This window comes from Lysobacter hankyongensis (genome assembly GCF_039543145.1).
In the GTDB taxonomy this organism is placed as follows: domain Bacteria; phylum Pseudomonadota; class Gammaproteobacteria; order Xanthomonadales; family Xanthomonadaceae; genus Lysobacter_I; species Lysobacter_I hankyongensis.
On the sequence record NZ_BAABJE010000002.1, the window covers coordinates 323,581 to 343,835 of the forward strand.

Genomic DNA, 20,255 nt, shown 5'->3' on the forward strand with positions numbered 1-20,255 from the left:
CCATCCGGTCTTCCCGCCCGGATCAGCCCGCATGACCTTCGCCCGCCGCACGCACCTGCCCCTCGCCATGGCCCTGCTGTTCGGCTGCGGCGCCCACGCGCATGCGCAGGACACCGACGCCGCGCGGGCGCTGCAGCAGCTTCAGCCGAAGATCGTGGAATGGCGGCGCGACCTGCACCAGCATCCGGAGTTGGGGACGCATGAGGTGCGCACCGCGAGGCTCGTCGCCGATCAGCTGCGTGCGCTGGGCCTGGAGCCGCGCGTCGGCATCGCCTCCACCGGAGTGACCGCGATCCTCAAGGGCGGCAAGCCCGGCCCGCGGATCGCCATCCGTGCCGATATGGACGCATTGCCCGTCACCGAACAGACCGGCCTCCCGTTCGCCTCCAAAGTCGTGGGCGAATATCGCGGTCAGCAGGTCGGCGTGATGCACGCCTGCGGTCACGATGCGCATGTGGCGATGCTGCTGGGCGTGGCCTCGGCGCTGGTGGCGGTCAAGGACCAGCTTCCGGGCGAGGTGATGTTCGTGTTCCAGCCCGCCGAGGAAGGCCCGCCCGAGGCCGGTCAGCCGTTCGGCGCTGCGCTGATGCTGGAGCAGGGCATCTTTTCCGGATTCAAACCGCAGGCGGTGTTCGGCCTGCATGTCTGGGCCGGTTTGCCGGTGGGCAAGGTCGGCATCCGCAGTGGCCCGGTGATGGCGAGCGCCGACGAATGGACGCTGATCGTGCGCGGCAGGCAGACCCACGGCTCGCGGCCGTGGGATGGCGTCGATCCGATCACCATCGGCGCGCAGATCCTGCTGGGCACGCAGTCGATCATCGCGCGCCAGGTCAACATCGCGGCCACGCCGGTGGTGCTGACCGCCGGACAGTTCCAGAGCGGCGTGCGTTTCAACATCATTCCCGACGAAGCGAAGCTGGTGGGCACGCTGCGCACGTTCGATCCCGCGGTGCGCGAAGACGTGATCGCGCGTTTCCGCCGCACCGCCGAGGATTTCGCCCATGCCGGCGGCGGCAGCGCCGAGCTGCAGGTCGTCAACAACGCGCCGGCCACGATCAACGACGCGGCGCTGGCGCAGCGCGGTCGCGCCTCGCTGGCGCGCGCGCTGGGCGCGGACAACGTGCTGGAAATGCCGCTGGTGACCGTGGCTGAAGATTTCTCGCAGTACGCGACGGTGGCGCCGACGCTGTTCTTCTTCGTCGGCTCCACCGCCCCCGGCATCGACCCGGCCAAGGCGCCGATCAATCATTCGCCGCAATTCCTGCTGGACGAACAGTCGTTGCAGGTCGGCAGCCGGGCGATGCTGCAGGTGGCGTTGGACTATCTGGGTCGGGATACGCCCTGAGAGCGGCGCCGCATGGCGGCTGGTTTCTTGCACCCTTCGATTCCGGAATCGACCGCAGACCGATGCGCAAGATCATCCACATCGACATGGACGCGTTCTACGCGTCGGTGGAACAGCGCGACGATCCGTCGCTGCGCGGACGGCCGGTGGTGGTGGCGTGGCGCGGCGCGCGGTCGGTGGTCTGCGCGGCCTCGTACGAGGCGCGCAGGTTCGGCGTGCGTTCGGCGATGCCGGCGGTGCGCGCTGAACGGTTGTGCCCGGAGGCGGTGTTCGTGCCGCCGGATTTCGCGCGTTACAAGGCGGTGTCGCGGCAGGTGCGCGAGATCTTCTCGCGTCATACCGATCTGATCGAACCGCTGTCGCTGGACGAGGCCTACCTCGACGTCACCGAACCGAAGGTCGCGTTGCCCAGCGCGACCGCGATCGCGGAGATCATCCGCGCGCAGATCCGCGAAGAGACGCAGCTGACCGCGTCGGCCGGCATCGCGCCGAACAAGTTCCTCGCCAAGATCGCATCGGACTGGAACAAGCCCGACGGGCAATTCGTGATCCGTCCGCAGCAGGCGTTCGATTTCCTCACGCCGCTGCCGGTGGGCCGCATCCCCGGCGTCGGCAAGGTGATGCAGGAAAAGCTCGCGGCGCTGGGTGTCGGCACGGTCGGTGAGCTGCGCATGCTCGGTGCGGAGCGGCTGCAGCGCGAATTCGGGAGTTTCGGGCTGCGGTTGCACGCGCGCGCCCAGGGCATCGACGAGCGTCCGGTCGAACCCGATCAGCCGGTGCAGTCGATCTCGTCCGAGGACACGTTCGAGCGCGACGTGCCGATCGACGAGATCGAACCGACGATCCTCCGCCTCGCCGGGAAAACCTGGGAGGCGTCGCGGAAGACCGAGCGCGTGGGCCGCACCGTGGTGCTGAAGCTGAAGACCGCGCAGTTCCGCATCCTCACCCGCAGCCACACGCCGGAAACGCCGCCTGCGTCGCTGCAGCAGTTCACGGACATCGCGCTCGCGCTGCGCGACCGCGTCGATTTGCCGGCGCGCACGCGTTATCGGCTGGTCGGCGTGGGCCTCGGCGGCTTTCGCGACCGGGATGCGCTGCCGCCGCAGCCGGCGTTGTTCGATCTCTGAGGCCGGTCAGGTCTTTTTCGGCGCCGTGCGCGGCTTCGCCGGTTGTTTCTTCGCCGGCGTTTTCGCCGCCGGCACCCACGCCTGCGTCGCGGCTACGGCCTTCGCGGCGTCGATGCGGCCGTGGCCGTAGCGGTTCGAATGTCCGTTCGCTTTGTACGCCGAGGCCGGCCCGATCTTCTTCGCGGTCGAGGTCAGCACCGCGCGCACGTCGTCGGGCGTCATCGCCGGCTTCAGCGACAGCAGCAGGCCGCAGAGGCCGGCGACCAGCGCGGTCGACGAAGAGGTGCCGCTGAAGTTGTTGCAGAACAATCCGTCGGCGCCACCCCTGGCGTCGTCGCCGGGGTTGTAGCCGCGTCCGGGGAGGGACACGTCGGTTGTGAAGATCCCGCGCTTGCCGCCGTCGGACGGCGCGACCACGCACAATTCCGGCCCGGTGTTGGAATAGCGGGCCAGCGCATCGGCGTCGGTGGAGGCGCCGACCGCGATCGCGCTGTCGTCGGAGGCGGGATAGGCGACCCGCTTCTGCGCATGGTTGCCCGCCGCGCAGACCACGATGGTCCCGCGCCCGCCGCGGCCGTCTCGGCGCGCGTCGCGGAAGGCGGGCGCCAGCGCCCGTGCGAGGCGATCGGGCCCGGCCCACGCGCACGACAGGATGTCGGCGCCGGCAACGAGCGCGGCGTAACGGATCGCGGCCGCGACATCGCTGTCGCGCGCCATGGCGTGCTCGCCGTGCGGATCGACGGCGCTGGGCAGCGCACGGAAGATCTTCACCGGCAGCAGGCGGCACTGCGGCGCGATGCCGTAGGCCCGCGGCCCGGTCCCGGCGGCGACCCCCGCGCAGGCGGTGCCGTGGATGTCGTTCCAGAGCGTGTCGTTGTTGGCGTCGTCGAAGGCTTTCGGACGCGGATCGTAATGGCCGGCCGCCCGCGGCCCGAGGGTGAAGTCGCGGCCGCAGAGGTCGCGCTTGTCGCCGCGCACCGGTCGGCGGCGGATGTTGGGCGACAGTTCGGGATGATCGATGTCGACGCCGTCGTCGAGGATCGCGATGGTGATGTCGTGCGAGCCGCGGGTGTGCGTCCACGCCTCCGCGGCGCCGATCAGCGCCAGGTGCCACTGTGCGTCGGAGGGCTGGTCGGCGACGACGCGGCGCGCGCTGCGGGAAAACTGCGAGACGAAGTCCGGCGCCGCGAAGACCAGCTGCGGATCCCGGTTCAATGCGTCGGCGAACGCGATCAGCGCATCGCCGCGACAGCCGGGATCGCGCGGCGAGACGACGACCTGGGCGGCGCCGAGGCGGGCGTTGTATTTCGGCAGCAGATCGTGATGATCGAGGAAACGCCGGCGCGCGGCGAGATCGAGCGTCGGCACGAACTGCAGCAGGATGTCGTGATGCAGCACCTGCAGCAGGCCACTGCTGCGTTCGCGATAGATCGCCACGCCGTCCATCGCGCTGCCGTCCAACGCCACGTTGTTCGTCGCGGCCGGAGGCGCCCCGGGAGCGGTCCAGACGGCGCCGGCTTCGGTGACTGCGACGCTCTCCCACGCTTTTTCGCGCTCGCGCGGACCCGCCGCACGCTGCGGCGCGGCTTCCGCTGCAGGGCAGGGCAGACGGAAAAAGATCCGGCGGACATAGTCGGCGATCGCGGCCTCGCCCGTCTCGCGCAGTTCCTGCGCGCAGACATGTTCGAGTGCGGGGCTCGTGGGGACGGCCGACGGCGATTCGATCCTCGCGATCGATGACCGCGTCGCCGCGGCATCCGGTGTCCCGATTCGCTTCGCGCGGCGCGCGACGGACGCCGCAGCGTCGCGTCGGGGGCCTTGTCGTTTCATGCGCTCGTCCCTGCGTGTCGATGCCGGGCGATGCGCCGGCGTGGGGTCATCCTCGCTGGTAGACGCTTTCCGCGTCCAGCCAGACATCGTCGACCGTCTTGTCCCTGGCGATCTGGTCGATCAGCGACGGCAGGAACGCCTCGGCCGCGTTTTCCGGCTTGAACAGCGCCTGTTTCTGCGTGAACTGTTCGCGGCGGACGAGTTTGAGATTGTGGTGGCGCGCGACATCCTGCAATTGCTCGCGCGTCGCGCCGTCTTCGAAGCGCAGCGACAGGTAGCCGGTGGGGTAGCTGTAGCCGCCGTCGGCGTCGCCCAACGCGGGGATCACGCTGAACTTCTCGCCGAGTTCCTTGCTCAGGGCCTCCCAGGTCCGCCGCTGGTTCTTCGCATTGCCGGCCACGCGCACCACCCAACCGCGCCGGCCGCCCTTCAGCGGCGCGGCGTCGAGCAGCCGCGCCTCTTCCTTCAGGCGCGACAGGCGCGCCATCGGGGAGGGTGCGGAAGCGGAAGCGGGCCTCACGACGAAGAGCGTCGATCGGTTCGCGGATGGACTGGTCGTGGGCATGAGGCGTGCGAAGCGGAGGGAGCCTGCGTGTTCCGGCCCGTGGCCGGGGTGCCCCTGGGCCGGAACGGGGTCCGGGCAGGGGCCGGCGTGCGGCCCGCGGGATGGAATCGGTGGCCTGTTTTATCACGCGGCGAGAATCGCCCACAAGCGCGATTCGGGCCGACTCCGGCGGCCGGCAGGGCCGCGCGTTGCCGGGACCGGGCCCTCGTTCAGGTCGAGACGCCACCGGCGACCGGCGCATGGCCGATCGCCGGTGACGCGCGGATCAGCGCGCCGGCGCGAACCGCAGCATCAGCGACCACTCGCGGCCGGGCTGGTTGTAGAACGCCGCGGTCTCGTAGGCCTTGTCGAAGACGTTGGCGACCCGCGCCTGCAGGGTCCAGTCGTCGGCGAATCGGTATTCGCCGCGCACGTCCAGGGTGGCGAACCCGCCGAGGCGGCGGCTGTTGGCGACGTCGTCGTAGCGGTCGCCCTCGGCCACGCCGGTGAAGCCGAGGCGGAAGGCGCCGAAGCCGCGGTCCAGTTCCAGCCGCGCGGTCTCGCGGGCGCGGCGCGGCAGGTCGTTGCCGTGGTTCGGGCCCGGCGCGCGGTTCTCGGAGTCCAGCCAGCTCGCGCTGCCGGCCACGGTCCAGCCGAAGACTTCGCTGTCCACCCGCAGCTCCGCGCCGCGCAGACGCGCGCGCTCGATGTTGTTCGGCAGGAACAGCGAAGCGTCGTAGGCGATGAGATCGTCGACATCGGTGGCGAACGCGTCCAGACGCACACCGGTGCGCTCTCCGCGCCAGGCGATGCCCGCTTCGACGGTCTTCGAGGATTCCGGGCGCAGCGACGGATTGCCGAAGAACGGGTAGTACAGCTCGTTGAAGGTCGGCGCCTTGAACGCGGTGCCGTAGCTCGCGGTGATCCGCCAGCGTTCGGCGAAGCTCAGGCCCCAGGCCGCGGTGCCGGTGGTTTCGCCACCGAACTGGTCGTTGTCGTCGCGACGCAGCGCGAGCTGCAAATCGTGGCCACCGAAGCGGCCCTGATACTGCGCGAACGCGGCGCGGTTGCCGCGACGGGTCTCATCGTAGGGGGTGTCGCTGTCGATGCGGTCGCGCAGCCAGTCGAGGCCGAGCGTGAGCAACTGGCCTTCGGCGAGCATCCAGTCGCCCTGCACCGAGGCGCTGTCGCGACGGCTGGCGAAATCGCCGTTGGCGGTGCTGCCGAGGAAGTTGTCGGACGCATCCTCGTTGCTGCCGACCGAGACCTTCAGGTCGAACGCTTCGCTCGCCTTCCAGCGCAGCTGCGCGCCGATCGCCTGCTGCACGATGTCGGAATTGTCGACGAAACTGCCGTCGTAGTCGTTGTGGCCGCTGACGTGCAGCGCGTTGCCCTGCAGTTCGACGGAATCGCCGATCTTCAGGCCGCCGCGCAGCGAGAAGGCATGCTGTTCGTAACCGTCGCGATCGGTCTGACCATCGACGAAACAGCCGGCGAAGACCGGAAAGCCCGCGCCGCGGCAGGCGTCGATGCCGTCGGTGCGCTGCAAGCCGGCGTCGATGCCGAACCAGCCGCTGACGTCATCGGAAATGCGGCTGCCGCCGCCCACGCCCAGCCCGCCCTCGCGACGGCCATGGCTGCCGGCGCCGAGGTGGAAACGGAAGGTCGCGTCGCCGCGGTCGCGGCGGGTGAAGATCTGGATCACGCCGCCGATGGCGTCGGAGCCGTAGAGGCTGGAGCGCGGACCGCGCACGATTTCGACGCGATCGATCAACGCGATCGGCAGGTCCTGGAACGAGGCCAGGCCCGACGTGGCCGAACCGATGCGCACGCCGTCGACCAGCACCAGCACGTGATCGGATTCGGCGCCGCGCACGAACAGCGTGCTGAGCTTGCCCATGCCGCCCTGGTTGCTGAGATTGATGCCGGCGCGGCCGCGCAGCAGTTCGCCGAGCGAACCGGCCTGGCTGCGCTGGATGGCATCGCGATCGATCACCTCGACCGGCGCCAAGGCGGCGTCGGTGGTGACGGCGGTCCGGGTCGCGGTGACGACGATCTCGTCGAGCGCATCGGCGTCGTCATCGGCCTGTGCGGCGGCGGAGAAGGACGCGGTGGTCGCGAGCGCAGCGGTCACGGCAAGCGCCAGCGGAAATTTTCGGAAAGACATTCGGGAACTCCATCGCGCGCACCCGCGCGGTGAGAAAGTGCGGAGGAGTCGCGAACGGAGGAAACAGGCAGCGAGCGGCCGGCGGGCATGCAGGGCATGGCGAACGACGTGATCGCCGCGACGCCCTCCGCATCGCAACCATGGACTTCCTGGCCGGTCTCCGGGCTCGTGCGCGAACGGTCGGAGACCGTTCGGGCCACCGCGCCTTCCCGCGGACAATGTCCACAGTGGCGGATGCGATGGCTTGACGCACTTACCGTTGCGGGGGCAGCGCCGGCCTTGCGTCGTGTCGAAAACGACGCGCACCGGCTTCCCGTTTCAACCCTGGGGCGAATGCCCGCGGGTCACCATGAAGCGCGCGCAGTGTACCCGATCCGCGTGGACGGCCGGCGTCGCGCGGCTGCGCAGCAGGCTCAGTCGCCGCTGTCGGGCTCGTCGAAGAGGCTGAACACCGGCGCCGCGTCTTCGCGGGCGTGGTGGGTGGTCGTCACCGGGGCGGCGGCGGGGCGGCCGCGCGGTGGCGGCAGCAGTGCGATGGCGGCGTCGGCGGCGACCAGCAGTTCGCTGCGGCGTTCGGCCGGCACTTCCTGCCAATGACAGCCCATCAGCGCGCCTTCCAGCGCATACAGCAGATTGAGACTGGGTTTGAAGCCCGCGCGCTTGACGCGCATGAAGGCTTCGAGCGCGCCGATCGCGCGCAGATCTTCTTCCGTGCGCAGCCCGACCTGGCGCAACCAAGCCGCGCTTTTCGGACCGATGTTGCGGAGTTTCAGCGGAGCGCTCATGCGTTCGTGTCTTCGGAGAAGGGATGGGGCGAGCGGTCCATCAGCCGTCCGTGCGCAGACTGCGCACGAACAACGCCGCGATGGCCTCGATACCCGCCTGATCATCAACGTCGAAACGGTCCGGGACCGGACTGTCCAGGTCGAGTACACCCACCAGCGCACCGTCGCGCACCAGCGGCACGACAAGTTCGGAACGCGACGCCGCGTCGCAGGCGATGTGCCCAGGGAACGCATGCACGTCGGCGATGCGCTGGGTCGTGCGCGTGCGCGCCGCGGCGCCGCAGACGCCCTTGTCCAGCGCGATGCGCACGCAGGCCGGCAGACCCTGGAAGGGCCCGACCACCAGTTCGGTGCCGTCGAAGAAATAGAAGCCGGCCCAATTGAGTTCCGGCAGCGCGTGGTACACCAGCGCCGACAGATTTGCGGCATTGGCGATGCGGTCGTGCTCGCCCGCGAGCAGGGCTTCGGCCTGGGCCGCGAGCTGGGCGTACTGTTCCGGCTTGCTGCCGGTAAGCGGAATGGCGGCGAAACTCATGCAGCCAGTGTAGCAGCGCCGCCGCCCGGCATTACCATGCGCCTTCCGTTCCGGAGCCCGACGATGTCCCAGCCCGCACGCAGCCTCTACGTCACCGGCACCGATACCGGCGTCGGCAAGACCGTCGCCGCGACCGCCCTGGTGCACCGGCTGCGCATGGCCGGTCTGCGCGCGGTCGGCATGAAGCCGGTCGCCAGCGGCTGTGAACCCACGCCGGACGGTTTGCGCAACGAGGACGCGCTGACGCTGCAGGCCGCCAGCGATCCCTCGCCGGTCTACGACGACGTGAACCCGTACGCACTGGCGCTCGCGACGGCGCCGCAACTGGCCGCGCGCGCGATGGGCGTGCACGTGGATCTCGAACGTCTGCACGGCGCCTATCGTCGTCTTGCGGCGCAGGCCGATGCGGTCGTCGTCGAAGGCGCGGGCGGTTGGGCCGCGCCGATGGACGACGGGCTGGATCAGGTCGATCTGGTCCGCAGGCTCGATCTGCCGGTCGTGATGGTGGTGGGCCTGCGCCTGGGCTGTCTCAATCACGCGCGCCTCACCGCGCGCGCGATCGAAGCCGATGGCGTGCGGATGATCGGCTGGATCGGCAGCAGCGTCGATCCGGCCTTCACCGAGCGCGATGCCTACACCGGTCTGTTGAACGATGCATTGCCGGCGCACTGCCTCGGCATATTGCCGCATGCGCCCGGCGCGGACGCGCGGGCGATGGCGCGGCATTTGCGATTGCCGCAGGGATTCTGATCGCGGCGTCGCAAAAAGAAAGGCGCGCCGAAGCGCGCCTGTCCGGATCGCATGCACGAAGGGATCAGCCGTGTTGCGGCAGGGCCTCCGGCGCTGGCGCATCGCCGGCCGCAGCGCGCGCCTTGTCGTGCGCATGGTCGCGGGCGAGATACAGATAGAACGCCGGCAGCACGAACAGCGTGAACGCGGTGCCGATGGTCATGCCCGACGCGATCACCATGCCCATCGAGAAACGCGCGGCCGCGCCGGGGCCGCTGGCCATCAGCAGCGGGATCATCGCGAAGACCAATGCCGCGGTCGTCATCAACACCGGACGCAGTCGGATCGCCGTGGCCTCCTCGATCGCTTCGCGCTTGCCGAGACCCTTCTCGATCTGCAGCTTGTTGGCGAACTCCACGATCAGGATGCCGTGCTTGGAGATCACGCCGACCAGCGTCACCAGGCCGACCTGGGTGTAGATGTTGATGCTCATCCCGGGGAAGGCCTCGATGCCGCTGATGCCGAGGATGCCGCTGGCGATCGCCAGCACGTTCAACACCAGCAGCGCGCCGCAGATCGCCATCGGCACGGTGATCAGCATGATCAACGCGTCGCGGAAGCTCTCGAACTGCGCCGACAGCACCAGGAAGATGATGATCAGCGCAAACAGCAGAGTCACCAGCATCGTCGTGCCTTCCTGCTTGAACTGTCGCGATTCGCCGGCGTAGTCGACGCTGTAGCCCTGCGGCAGGACTTCCTTCGCCGCCTGCTCCAGCACCGCCAGCGCCTCGCCCTTGCTCACGCCGGGACGCGGGGCGAAGATGATCGACACCGCGTTCAGCTGCTGGAAACGGTTCAACACTTGGGGTTGCGCGCTTTCCTTGAGGGTGACGATGGTGGACAACGGGATCAGTTCGCCGGTGCGCGTGCGCGTGTAGTAATTGGTGAGCTGTTCCGCATTGAGGCGGTCGCTGCGCTGCACCTGGGCGACGACCCGGTACGATCGGTTCTGCATCGCGAACCGGTTCGCGTAGCCGCCCGACAGCATCGCCGACATGTCCGCCGAGAGCGTGCGCATGTCGATGCCGAGCGCCGCCGCCTTGTCGCGGTCGATCTGTACCTCGATCCGCGGCTTGTCGATCTTCAGATCCTTGTCGAGGAAGATGAAGCGCTTGCTCGCGTAGCCTTTGGCGAGGATCGCGTCGGACAATTCCTGCAACTGCTCCAGCGAGCCGATGCCGCCGATCACGAACTCGCCGCCGGTGCCGCCGCCGCCGGCGGTGGGCAACGCCGGGGGAATGAGCGCGAACACGTTGAGACCGGTGACTTCGGAGATCTTCGGCTGCAGCGACTGTTCCAGCACCTGCTTGGTCGAACGGTCGCGCTCGCTCCAGGGTTTGAGCACGAAGCCCGCGATGGCGGTATTGGAACCGCCGCCGCCGCCGAAGCCGCCGTTGAACAGAAAGTAGTTCTCGACTTCAGGGACTGCCTTGGTGATCGCGTTCACTTCCTCGGTATAGCGCTCGACATAGTCCAGCGTCGACGAGGGATCCGCGACGCCGATGGAGAAGATGAAGCCCTGGTCTTCCTGCGGCGCCGGTTCCTTCGGCGACTGCATGTACAGGAAGATGCACGAAGCGAAGACGATGGCGCCGAACACCGCGATCACGCTCTTGGTATCGAGCGCGCCATGCAGCCTGCGCTGGTAGCCGTGACGCAACCGGTCGAAACGCGTGTCGAGCCAGCGTTCGAACCGGCCCTTGCCGCCCTCGTCGTGCGGCTTGAGCATCTTCGCGCTCATCATCGGCGACAGGGTCAGCGCGATCACGCCCGACAGCAGCACCGAACCGGCCAGCGTGAACGCGAACTCGGTGAACAGCACGCCGGTGAGGCCGCCCTGGAAACCGATCGGAAGGTACACCGCGACCAGGGTCGTGGTCATCGCCACCACCGGCCACGCGAGTTCGCGCGCGCCGCGCAGCGCCGCTTCGTGGGGTTTCATGCCCTCCTCGATGTGGCGATGGATGTTCTCCAGCACGATGATCGCATCGTCCACCACGATGCCGATCGCGAGCACCATCGCCAGCAGGGTCAGCAGGTTGATGGTGAAACCCATGATCAGCATCAGGAACAGCGTGCCGACGAGCGACAGCGGCACGGTCACCGCCGGGATCAGCACGCTGCGGAACGAGCCCAGGAACAGGTAGATCACCACGATCACGATGATCACCGCTTCGATGATCGTCGAGATCACTTCCTGGATGGCGTCCTGGATCGCCTCGGTGCTGTCGTAGGGAATCGTGCCGACCATGCCTTCGGGCAACTGCGGGATGATCTCCGCATCCCACACCTTGCGCACCGCGGTGATCACGTCGAGCGCGTTGGCGTCCGGCGAGACGTAGATGGCCATGAACGTCGCCGCCTGGCCGTTGATCCGCACCGAGGTGCCGTAGTTCTCCGACCCCAGCGCCACGTCGGCCACATCGCCCAGGCGGACGATGGCGCCGTCCTGCTCGCGGATGACGAGCTTGCGGAATTCCTCAGCCGTGCGCAGATCGGTGCGCGCGGTGAGGTCGATCGACACCATCTGGCCCTTGGTCGAACCCAGCGCCGACAGCACGTTGTTGTTGCGCAGCGCGGCGTCGACGTCGCTGGCGGTGACCTGCAGCGCGGTCATCCGGTCCGGCTTCAGCCACACCCGCATCGCGAACGAGCCGGCGCCGAGGATGTCGGCGCGCTGCACGCCGGGCACGGTGACCAGCTTGGGCTGGATCGCCCGGGTGAGATAGTCGGTGATCTGGTTGTTGTCCAGCCGTTCGCTGGCGAAGGACACGTACATCGCCGCGATCTGCTGGCCCTGCTGCAGATCGATGACCGGATCCTCGGACTCCTGCGGCAGCTGGCCGCGGAGTTTGTTGATCTTCGCGGAGATCTGGGTCAGCGCTTCGTTCGGATCCTGGTCCAGGCGGATGTAGGCCTGGATCGTGCTGACCCCGGCCGCGCTGGACGAGGTCAGGTACTCGATGCCCTCGGCGCTCGCGATCTCGCGTTCCAGCGGCGTGGTGATGAAGCCCTGGATCAGGTCCGCGTCGGCGCCGAAGTACGTGGTGCTGACGTTGATGACCGCGTTCTGCAGTTCCGGATACTCGCGCACGTTGAGCGAGTCGAACGCGCGCAGGCCGAACAGCATGATGAACAGGCTGACGACGACCGCGAGCACGGGCTTGTTGATGAAGATGTCGGTGAATTTCATCGCGTTCTCCCGTGCGTCGCGGACGGCGCAGGGTGGGTGGGGGCGGGCGGAGCGGCGGACATCGGCCTGATGTCGTCCGGATCCCGGTCGGATGTCGTCCGTGCGTCAGCTGTTGCCGGGTTTCGGCGCGGCCTCGGCGGCCGGCTGCACCTTGTTGTTGATGGTGATCTCGGCATCGTTGCGCAGTTTCAACAGACCGCTGGTCACCACGCGCTCGCCCGGCTTGAGCCCTTCGGTCACCGCGACGAGGTCGCCGCGGGTGGCGCCGGTCTTCACGAAGCGTTGCCGCACGACCAGCTTCTTGCCGGTGAGCGGCTTGCCCTCGGCATCCTTCTCGCCCTCCGCACGCTCGACTTCCTCGATCACGTACACCGCGTTGCCGTAGGGGTTGAAGCTGACCGCGGTCTGCGGCACCACGACCACCGAGCGTTCGCCGCCGAGCGCGAAGGCGACCTTGGCGAACACGCCCGGCCGCAGGGCGCCGTCGTCGTTCACGAAGCTGGCCTGGACGGTGAAGTTGCGGGTCTGCGCGTCGACCTGCGGTTCGATCGCGGTGATCCGACCGTCGAAGACCTGTCCCGACAGCGAATCGAGGGTCGCGCGGATCGCCGTGCCTTCCTGCACATCGCCCATGCGCTGCTGCGGCAGTGTGAAATCGAGCAGGATGGGATTGAGCGACTGCAGGTTCACCAGCGGGTCGCCCGGATTCACGAACTGGCCGAGGTTGATCTTGCGGATGCCGAGCACGCCGTCGAACGGTGCCCGGATGGTCTTCAGGGCGATCACCGCACGTTGCGCCTCGACCTGCGCGAGCTTCGCGGCGGCATCGGCCGCGCGCTGCTCGACTTCATCCTGCGAGACCAGCTTCTGCGCGCCGAGCGTGCGCCAGCGATCGCGCTGCGCCACCGCCAGCTTGGCCGCGGCTTCAAGTGCGCGCAGCGTGGCTTCTTCGTTGGTGGTGTTGAGGCGGACCAGGACGGTGCCGGCGCGCACCTGCTGACCCGGTTTGAACAGGATCTCGCGGATCACGCCGCCGGCCTCCGTGGTCACATCGGTGCCGTTCACCGCGACGAACGTACCGACCGCTTCCGCGTCGTCGCGCCAGCGTTCGGCCTTCGCCACGTAGGCCGACACCGCGGCCACAGGCTGCGACTGGTTGTCGAAGAAATCGTTCATGCCCTTGTCCATCATCGCTTTCACCGCGAACACCCCGCCGAAAACGACGCCGGCGGCGATCAGCATGAACACCATGCGTCGCACGGTGGAGGGTTTGCGTGCGATCGGTTTCGGCGCCTCGACGGCAGGGCTCGGTCTGGGGTCATTCATGGGCGGATACCTGGGCAGGGCGCGCGATGCGGGACGTGGGCAGGGGAGATTCGAGTTGCGGACAAACGCTTCCGAAGATGTCGCGGCAAAGCCGCGCGTTCAACGCGTCGAGAGCTTCATCGTCGGAGGGGTCGAACAGTGGCCGCCATCCGTAGCCGTTGAGCAGGTAATGCAGATGTTTCATCAGCAGCCGATACGGATCGCCCAGCGCATGCGCTTCGAACAATCCTTCGGTGTGGCTCAGGGTATGCATGCCGAGTGTCAGGGTCCAAGGGCCGATGGTCAGGGCCTTGGCCGACAGGCCGAGGTCGGAGGGGAGATCGCCTGCGGCCATGGCCGCCTGCGAGATGCCGTCGATGAGCGCGGCGAGCGGCGCGCTCGCGTCCAGGGAACGCTGCCGGCTGGCGGCCGAAGCCGCGCCCCAGATCACGTCGGTCCAGACGAACTGCTCGAGCCTGAAGTGCTCGGGACGGGCCCGGATCACCATCAGATCCGCCAGCGCGATCGCCACCATCCGCTCCCGGGTGGGGCCGTGCCAGTGCGCGGCGCGTTCGAACAGATCCACCCGGCTCAGGCAATTGCGGGTGGCGAGGGCGACCAGCAGATCCTCCTTGCTGGCGAAGTGCTGATAGAGGGTACCGATGGCGTAGTCGCATTCTTCGGCGATCCGCGACATCTGCAACGACAGCAGCCCGTCGCGCTGGATCAGCGCCTGGGCCTTGTCGAGGAAGCGCTGTTCGCGCTCGGCGCGTTCGCGCTGGCGGCGATCCTTGGTACTCATGGCGCATGGCCGGCGTGGGTGCGGGAGACAATTTTGAACCAGATTCAAAATTTGAGCAAGAATGATTCTTGTTGGATTGCATGTCTCGTTTGGCGGCGATCGTGCCTCGATCGCCCTTGAGGCAGGCAAAAAAAACCCGGCAGCTGGGCTGCCGGGTGGGAGAGAGCGCCGGAGCGCGCCGGGGAGGGACGGCGCGACCGGTGTCTTGCCTGTTTCAGCGGGCGGTCTTGCGACCGGCAGCCTTGACCACCTTCTCGGCGTCGGCCTGCACGGTGGCGGCGACGGTTTCGAACTGGCCCTTGGCGATCTGGGCGATGGCTTCGTTGGTCTTCAGCGTGCGGCCGAAGACTTCCTGACCGGTGCCGATGCTGCGCTCGACGTTCTCGCGGGCGATCTGCACGCCCTTCGGCCAAACGGCCTTGAGGCCGTCGAAATCACGGACGTCCGCCAGCTCGCCCCAGAAGGCGAAGGTGGCGTTCATGCTTTCTTCGATGGCGGCGAGCTGCAGGCCGAAGACGGCTTCGGTGTTCTCGAGGGTCAGGCGGCCGACCTGCGCGGTGGTATCGGCGAACTGGCGGGTCGACTTGGCGAACTGGTCGTTGAACTGCTGGTACATGGCGGACTCCTGAGGCTGGGGTGCCGGCAGGGAATGCCGGTTTGTGCGGTGCAACATAATTCGATTTTTGTTGCACTGCAACATGGAGCCGACGAACGGCACCCACGGGAACGAGCCCGTCCAGAATCAATCGCTTGTTGGGCTTAGCGGGGCTCAGCCCCGATGGCGGCAGCCGGAAGTGCAGGTCTCGTGGACCACGATCTCGCTCAACAGGGGCAGGGCCGGCTTCAGCCGGTCCCAGATCCAGGCCGCCAGCCGCTCGCTGGTCGGATTCTCCAGACCTTCGATGTCGTTGAGGTAGTGGTGATCCAACTGGTCGTACAGCGGCTTGAACGCGGCCTTGATGTCGGCGAAATCCATGACCCAGCCGGTCTGCGGGTCGAGGTCGCCGGAGACATGGATCTCGATGCGGAACGAGTGGCCATGGAGGCGCGCGCATTTGTGGCCCGGCGGCACGTTGGGCAGCCGGTGGGCGGCTTCGAGGGTGAAGACCTTGAAGATATCCATGGGGAAGAAGTTCCGGGGACGACGGGTTCCGGATCGCGCCGGGCTGCGCTTGCGCCCTGCGTACGGCCGTGGTCGGAAGGATGGTGGCTATGGGTGGACTCGAACCACCGACCCCAGCATTATGAGTGCTGTGCTCTAACCGGCTGAGCTACATAGCCACAAGGGGCGGGAATTGTCCACGCCGCGCCGCCCGCCGTCAACCGCGGCCAATGGACGATGCCGCCGAGGATGACGCTGCGGCGGCCGCTCCCGGATAATGGCGGCTCCTTCGCCTGATCGCGCTGCGCCTGCCGGCGTCATTCCTTCGCCCGTCACAGGGCCGGTTGCGCGATCGCTCCGCCCCGGACGACCCGCATGAATACCGCACACCGCAAGCCGCTGCCCGGCACCCGCCTCGACTGGTTCGATGCCCGCGAGGCCGTCGATGCGCTCCAGCCCGGCGCGTGGGCGCGCCTGCCCTATACCTCGCGCGTGCTCGCCGAGAATCTGGTGCGCCGCGCCGATCCGGCCCGCCTCGAAGACTTTCTCGGCCAGCTGATCGGGCGCAGGCGGGACCTCGACTTCCCGTGGTTCCCGGCGCGCGTCGTGTGTCACGACATCCTCGGTCAGACCGCGCTGGTGGATCTGGCGGGCCTGCGCGACGCCATCGCCGACCAGGGCGGCGATCCGGCGCAGGTCAATCCGGTCGTCCCGGTGCAATTGATCGTCGATCACTCGCTCGCCGTCGAATGCGGCGGCTACGACCCGGATGCGTTCGCGAAGAACCGGGCGATCGAGGATCGCCGCAACGAAGACCGTTTCCATTTCATCGACTGGACGAAGCGCGCGTTCCGCAACGTCGACGTGATTCCGCCGGGCAACGGCATCATGCATCAGATCAACCTGGAGCGGATGTCGCCGGTGATCGGTGTGCAGGACGGTATCGCCTATCCCGACACCTGCGTCGGCACCGACAGTCACACGCCGCACGTCGACGCGCTGGGCGTGATCGCCATCGGCGTCGGCGGTCTGGAAGCGGAAAACGTGATGCTCGGCCGGGCCTCGTGGATGCGACTCCCCGACATCATCGGCGTCGAACTGGGCGGCAGGCCGCAGCCCGGCATCACCGCGACCGACATCGTGCTTGCGCTGACCGAATTCCTGCGCAAGCAGAAGGTGGTCGGTGCCTACCTCGAATTCCGCGGCGAGGGCGCTGCTGCGCTCACCCTGGGCGATCGCGCGACGATCTCGAACATGGCGCCGGAATACGGCGCGACCGCGGCGATGTTCTTCATCGACGGCAATACCATCGATTATCTGCGCCTCACCGGTCGCAGCGACGAACAGGTGGCGCTGGTCGAGACCTATGCGAAGTCGGCCGGCCTGTGGGCCGATGCGCTCGTCACCGCCGAATACGAGCGCACGCTGCATTTCGATCTGTCCACGGTCGTGCGCAACATGGCCGGACCGTCGAACCCGCATGCCCGCGTTGCGGTGAGCGATCTCGCCGCGAAGGGCATCGCCGGCAACCTCGACGCCGCGCGCGCGCAGGAAGCCGAAGGCCTGATGCCGGATGGCGCGGTGATCATCGCCGCGATCACCAGCTGTACCAACACGTCGAACCCGCGCAACGTCATCGCCGCCGGTCTGCTGGCGCGCAATGCCAATCGCGCGGGCCTGGTGCGCAAGCCGTGGGTGAAGAGCTCGCTGGCGCCCGGCTCGAAGGCGGTCGCGCTTTATCTGGAAGAAGCCGGGCTGAAGGACGATCTCGAAGCGCTCGGCTTCGGCATCGTCGCCTTCGCCTGCACCACCTGCAATGGCATGAGCGGCGCGCTCGATCCGAAGATCCAGCAGGAAATCATCGATCGCGATCTCTACGCGACCGCGGTGCTCTCCGGCAACCGCAATTTCGACGGACGCATCCATCCCTACGCGAAGCAGGCGTTTCTCGCCTCGCCGCCGCTGGTGGTGGCCTACGCCATCGCCGGTACGATTCGTTTCGATATCGAGAAGGACGCGCTGGGCCACGATGCCGCGGGCAATCCGATCACGCTGAAGGACCTGTGGCCGAGCGACGCCGAGATCGATGCGATCGTGAAGGCGAGCGTCAAGCCGGAACAGTTCCGCAAGGTTTACGAGCCGATGTTCAAGGTGACGGTGGAACACGGCGAGCGCGTCAGTCCGCTGTACGACTGGCGCCCGATGAGCACCTACATCCGCCGTCCGCCGTACTGGGAAGGTGCGCTGGCCAGGCCGCGGACCCTGCATGGGCTGCGGCCGCTGGCGGTGCTGGGCGACAACATCACCACCGATCATCTGTCGCCGTCGAACGCGATCCTGCTCGACAGCGCGGCCGGTGCCTACCTCGCGAAGATGGGCCTGCCGGAAGAGGATTTCAATTCCTATGCCACGCATCGCGGCGACCACCTCACCGCGCAGCGCGCGACCTTCGCCAACCCGACCCTGCTCAACGAAATGGTGCGCAATGCCGACGGCACGGTGAAGAAGGGCTCGCTGGCGCGCGTGGAGCCAGAAGGACAGGTGATGCGCATGTGGGAAGCGATCGAGACCTACATGGAACGCGCCCAACCGCTGATCATCGTCGCCGGTGCCGACTACGGCCAGGGCAGCTCGCGCGACTGGGCGGCCAAGGGCGTTCGTCTCGCCGGTGTCGAAGTCATCGTCGCCGAAGGTTTCGAGCGCATCCATCGCACGAATCTGATCGGCATGGGCGTGTTGCCGCTGGAGTTCAAACCGGGCACCACACGCCTGACCCTGGGCCTCGACGGCACCGAAACCTACGACGTGACCGGTGCGCGCACACCGCGCGCGGATCTCACCCTCGTCGTCCACCGTCGCAATGGCGAACGCGTCGAGGTACCTGTGACCTGCCGACTCGATACCGCCGAGGAAGTCTCGATCTACGACGCCGGTGGGGTGCTGCAGCGTTTCGCGCAGGATTTCCTGGAGATGTCGAAAACCGCGTAAGCCATTCGTCGTTCCTGTGTCCATCCGACAAGAAAGGAGATCGATCATGTCCGACCCCGGCACCGGCACCGTTCGCCTGCACCGCGTCCTGCGCGCCCCGCCCGAGCGCGTCTATCGCGCCTTCCTGGATGCGGCAGCGCTCGAAAAATGGCTGCCGCCGCACGGTTTCACCGGCAGGGTCCATGCGATGGACGCACGGGTGGGCGGTGGCTATCGCATGTCGTTCACCAACTTCGGCACCGGCGCCAGCCACGGTTTCTCCGCGACTTACGTCGAACTGGTGCCGAACGCGCGCATCGTCCACACCGACCGTTTCGACGACCCCAATCTGCCCGGCGAAATGCGGGTCGAGATCGTGCTGACGCCGGTCCTGTGCGGCACCGACCTGAGCATCGTGCAGGCAGGCATTCCCGCGGCGATTCCTCCCGAATTCTGCTTCCTCGGCTGGCAGGAGTCGCTGATCCTGTTGGCCCACCTCGTCGATCCGGAGATTCCGGACAACCCCTGATCCACGGAACACGCCCGCCATGACCGCACAGCCACAGCTCCGCATCCCCGCCACCTACATGCGCGGCGGCACGTCGAAAGGCGTGTTCTTCCGACTGGACGATCTGCCGCCTGCGGCGCAGGTGCCGGGGCCGGTGCGCGATGCGCTGCTGATGCGCGTCATCGGCAGTCCCGACCCGTACGCCAAGCACACCGACGGCATGGGCGGAGCGACGTCCAGCACCAGCAAGTGCGTGATCATCGCGAAGAGTTCGCGACCGGACCACGATGTGGACTATCTATACGGCCAAGTGTCGATCGACACCGCGTTCGTCGACTGGAGCGGCAACTGCGGCAATCTGTCGACGGCGGTCGGTCCGTTCGCGATCGCCAACGGTTTCATCGATCCCGCATGGCTGCCGCGCGACGGCGTGTTCGCGGTGCGGGTATGGCAGGCGAACATCGGCAAGACCATCGTCGTCCATGTGCCGATCGCGAACGGCGAGGTGCAGGAAACCGGCGATTTCGAGCTGGACGGCGTCACCTTTCCTGCGGCGGAGATCGTGCTGGAATTCATCGATCCCGCGGATGAGGGCGAAGGCGAGGGCGGCGGCAGCATGTTTCCAACCGGCAACCTCGTCGACGATCTCGACGTGCCGGGTGTCGGCACGCTGAAGGCGACGATGATCAACGCCGGCATTCCAACCGTGTTCGTGCGTGCGGCCGACATCGGCTACACCGGCGCCGAACTGCAGGATGCGATCAATGGCGATCCGAAGGCCCTTGCGATGTTCGAAACCATCCGCGCCCACGGCGCGCTGCGCATGGGACTGATCGCGGACGTGTCGGGCGCGGCGAAGCGGCAGCACACGCCGAAGGTGGCGTTCGTTGCGCCGGCGACCGATTACACCGCGTCCAGCGGGAAACGCATTACCGCCGGCGACATCGACCTGCTGGTGCGCGCGCTGTCGATGGGCAAACTGCATCACGCGATGATGGGCACCGCCGCGGTCGCCATCGGCACGGCGGCGGCGATCCCAGGCACCCTGGTCAGCGATGCCGCCGGCGGTGGTGCCAGGACCGCGGTGCGTTTCGGCCATCCGTCCGGCACGCTGCGGGTCGGCGCCGAAGCGGCGCAGGTCGACGGCCAGTGGGTGGTGCGCAAGGCGGTGATGAGCCGCAGCGCCCGCGTGCTGATGGACGGCGCGGTGCGGGTGCCGGCGGACGCGCTCGACAGCTGAACGGCACGGAGGCGGT

The 20,255-nt window shown here is 67.7% G+C and carries 16 protein-coding genes, 1 tRNA gene and 1 riboswitch; of the genes, 6 read left to right on the forward strand and 11 right to left on the reverse strand.

Annotated elements, in window-relative coordinates:
* The first annotated feature begins 31 nt into the window (after window positions 1-31).
* Together ABD974_RS05265 and dinB are read left to right on the forward strand one after the other, a co-directional pair.
* Window positions 32-1,345 carry an amidohydrolase gene (locus ABD974_RS05265; RefSeq protein WP_425562630.1) on the forward strand — a complete coding sequence of 438 codons (1,314 nt, stop codon included), beginning with the start codon at window positions 32-34 and terminating at the stop codon, window positions 1,343-1,345.
* Between the two features lie 62 nt (window positions 1,346-1,407).
* A complete protein-coding gene (gene dinB / locus ABD974_RS05270) occupies window positions 1,408-2,472 on the forward strand; it encodes a DNA polymerase IV (protein ID WP_345302245.1) in 1,065 nt (354 codons plus the stop codon).
* Between the two features lie 6 nt (window positions 2,473-2,478).
* On the opposite strand, the gene ABD974_RS05275 is transcribed toward dinB, so the two are convergent.
* The 5 genes from ABD974_RS05275 to ABD974_RS05295 form a co-directional block, all read right to left on the reverse strand.
* Complete coding sequence (locus ABD974_RS05275) at window positions 2,479-4,302, reverse strand: S8 family serine peptidase (RefSeq protein WP_345302246.1); 1,824 nt, start codon at window positions 4,300-4,302, stop codon at window positions 2,479-2,481.
* 46 nt (window positions 4,303-4,348) lie between these two features.
* Window positions 4,349-4,789 (reverse strand): hypothetical protein, encoded by a 441-nt coding sequence (locus tag ABD974_RS05280; RefSeq protein ID WP_345302247.1) that lies wholly within the window; start codon window positions 4,787-4,789, stop codon window positions 4,349-4,351.
* A gap of 343 nt (window positions 4,790-5,132) precedes the next feature.
* Window positions 5,133-7,013, reverse strand: a complete 1,881-nt coding sequence (gene btuB / locus ABD974_RS05285) for a TonB-dependent vitamin B12 receptor (RefSeq protein WP_345302248.1) — start codon at window positions 7,011-7,013, stop codon at window positions 5,133-5,135.
* A gap of 134 nt (window positions 7,014-7,147) precedes the next feature.
* Window positions 7,148-7,380: riboswitch (cobalamin riboswitch) on the reverse strand.
* Between the two features lie 46 nt (window positions 7,381-7,426).
* Entirely contained in the window at window positions 7,427-7,798 is a 372-nt protein-coding gene (locus tag ABD974_RS05290; RefSeq protein ID WP_345302249.1) for a TfoX/Sxy family protein, read from the reverse strand.
* Window positions 7,799-7,838: 40 nt separating this feature from the next.
* A complete protein-coding gene (locus tag ABD974_RS05295; RefSeq protein WP_345302250.1) occupies window positions 7,839-8,333 on the reverse strand; it encodes a GAF domain-containing protein in 495 nt (164 codons plus the stop codon).
* Between the two features lie 63 nt (window positions 8,334-8,396).
* Here ABD974_RS05295 and bioD point away from each other — a divergent pair, with 63 nt between their 5' ends.
* On the forward strand, window positions 8,397-9,083 hold the full coding sequence (bioD, locus tag ABD974_RS05300) for a dethiobiotin synthase (protein WP_345302251.1): 687 nt from the start codon (window positions 8,397-8,399) through the stop codon (window positions 9,081-9,083).
* 64 nt (window positions 9,084-9,147) lie between these two features.
* Here bioD and ABD974_RS05305 read toward each other — a convergent pair whose 3' ends face one another.
* The 6 genes from ABD974_RS05305 to ABD974_RS05330 form a co-directional block, all read right to left on the reverse strand.
* Window positions 9,148-12,315: an efflux RND transporter permease subunit gene (locus ABD974_RS05305; protein WP_345302252.1), complete on the reverse strand. Its 3,168-nt coding sequence runs from the start codon at window positions 12,313-12,315 to the stop codon at window positions 9,148-9,150.
* A gap of 105 nt (window positions 12,316-12,420) precedes the next feature.
* Window positions 12,421-13,641: an efflux RND transporter periplasmic adaptor subunit gene (locus tag ABD974_RS05310; protein ID WP_345302253.1), complete on the reverse strand. Its 1,221-nt coding sequence runs from the start codon at window positions 13,639-13,641 to the stop codon at window positions 12,421-12,423.
* The gene (locus ABD974_RS05315; RefSeq protein WP_345302254.1) at window positions 13,634-14,422 is read right to left on the reverse strand and encodes a TetR/AcrR family transcriptional regulator; all 789 of its coding nucleotides are present in this window, start codon (window positions 14,420-14,422) and stop codon (window positions 13,634-13,636) included. The genes ABD974_RS05310 and ABD974_RS05315 overlap by 8 nt, the downstream gene beginning before the upstream one ends.
* Window positions 14,423-14,636: 214 nt before the next feature.
* Window positions 14,637-15,038, reverse strand: a complete 402-nt coding sequence (locus ABD974_RS05320; protein WP_345302255.1) for a phasin family protein — start codon at window positions 15,036-15,038, stop codon at window positions 14,637-14,639.
* A gap of 153 nt (window positions 15,039-15,191) precedes the next feature.
* Entirely contained in the window at window positions 15,192-15,545 is a 354-nt protein-coding gene (gene queD, locus ABD974_RS05325; RefSeq protein WP_345302256.1) for a 6-carboxytetrahydropterin synthase QueD, read from the reverse strand.
* 81 nt (window positions 15,546-15,626) lie between these two features.
* Window positions 15,627-15,703 (reverse strand) — tRNA-Met (locus tag ABD974_RS05330).
* Between the two features lie 196 nt (window positions 15,704-15,899).
* Between ABD974_RS05330 and acnD the strand changes: the two genes are divergently transcribed.
* The 3 genes from acnD to prpF are packed head-to-tail and all read left to right on the forward strand — an operon-like array spanning window position 15,900 to window position 20,239.
* Entirely contained in the window at window positions 15,900-18,512 is a 2,613-nt protein-coding gene (gene acnD / locus ABD974_RS05335; RefSeq protein ID WP_345302257.1) for a Fe/S-dependent 2-methylisocitrate dehydratase AcnD, read from the forward strand.
* A 46-nt stretch (window positions 18,513-18,558) separates the two neighbouring features.
* The gene (locus tag ABD974_RS05340) at window positions 18,559-19,020 is read left to right on the forward strand and encodes an SRPBCC family protein (protein WP_345302258.1); all 462 of its coding nucleotides are present in this window, start codon (window positions 18,559-18,561) and stop codon (window positions 19,018-19,020) included.
* A gap of 19 nt (window positions 19,021-19,039) precedes the next feature.
* Window positions 19,040-20,239 (forward strand): 2-methylaconitate cis-trans isomerase PrpF, encoded by a 1,200-nt coding sequence (gene prpF, locus ABD974_RS05345; RefSeq protein WP_345302259.1) that lies wholly within the window; start codon window positions 19,040-19,042, stop codon window positions 20,237-20,239.
* Window positions 20,240-20,255: the final 16 nt, after the last annotated feature.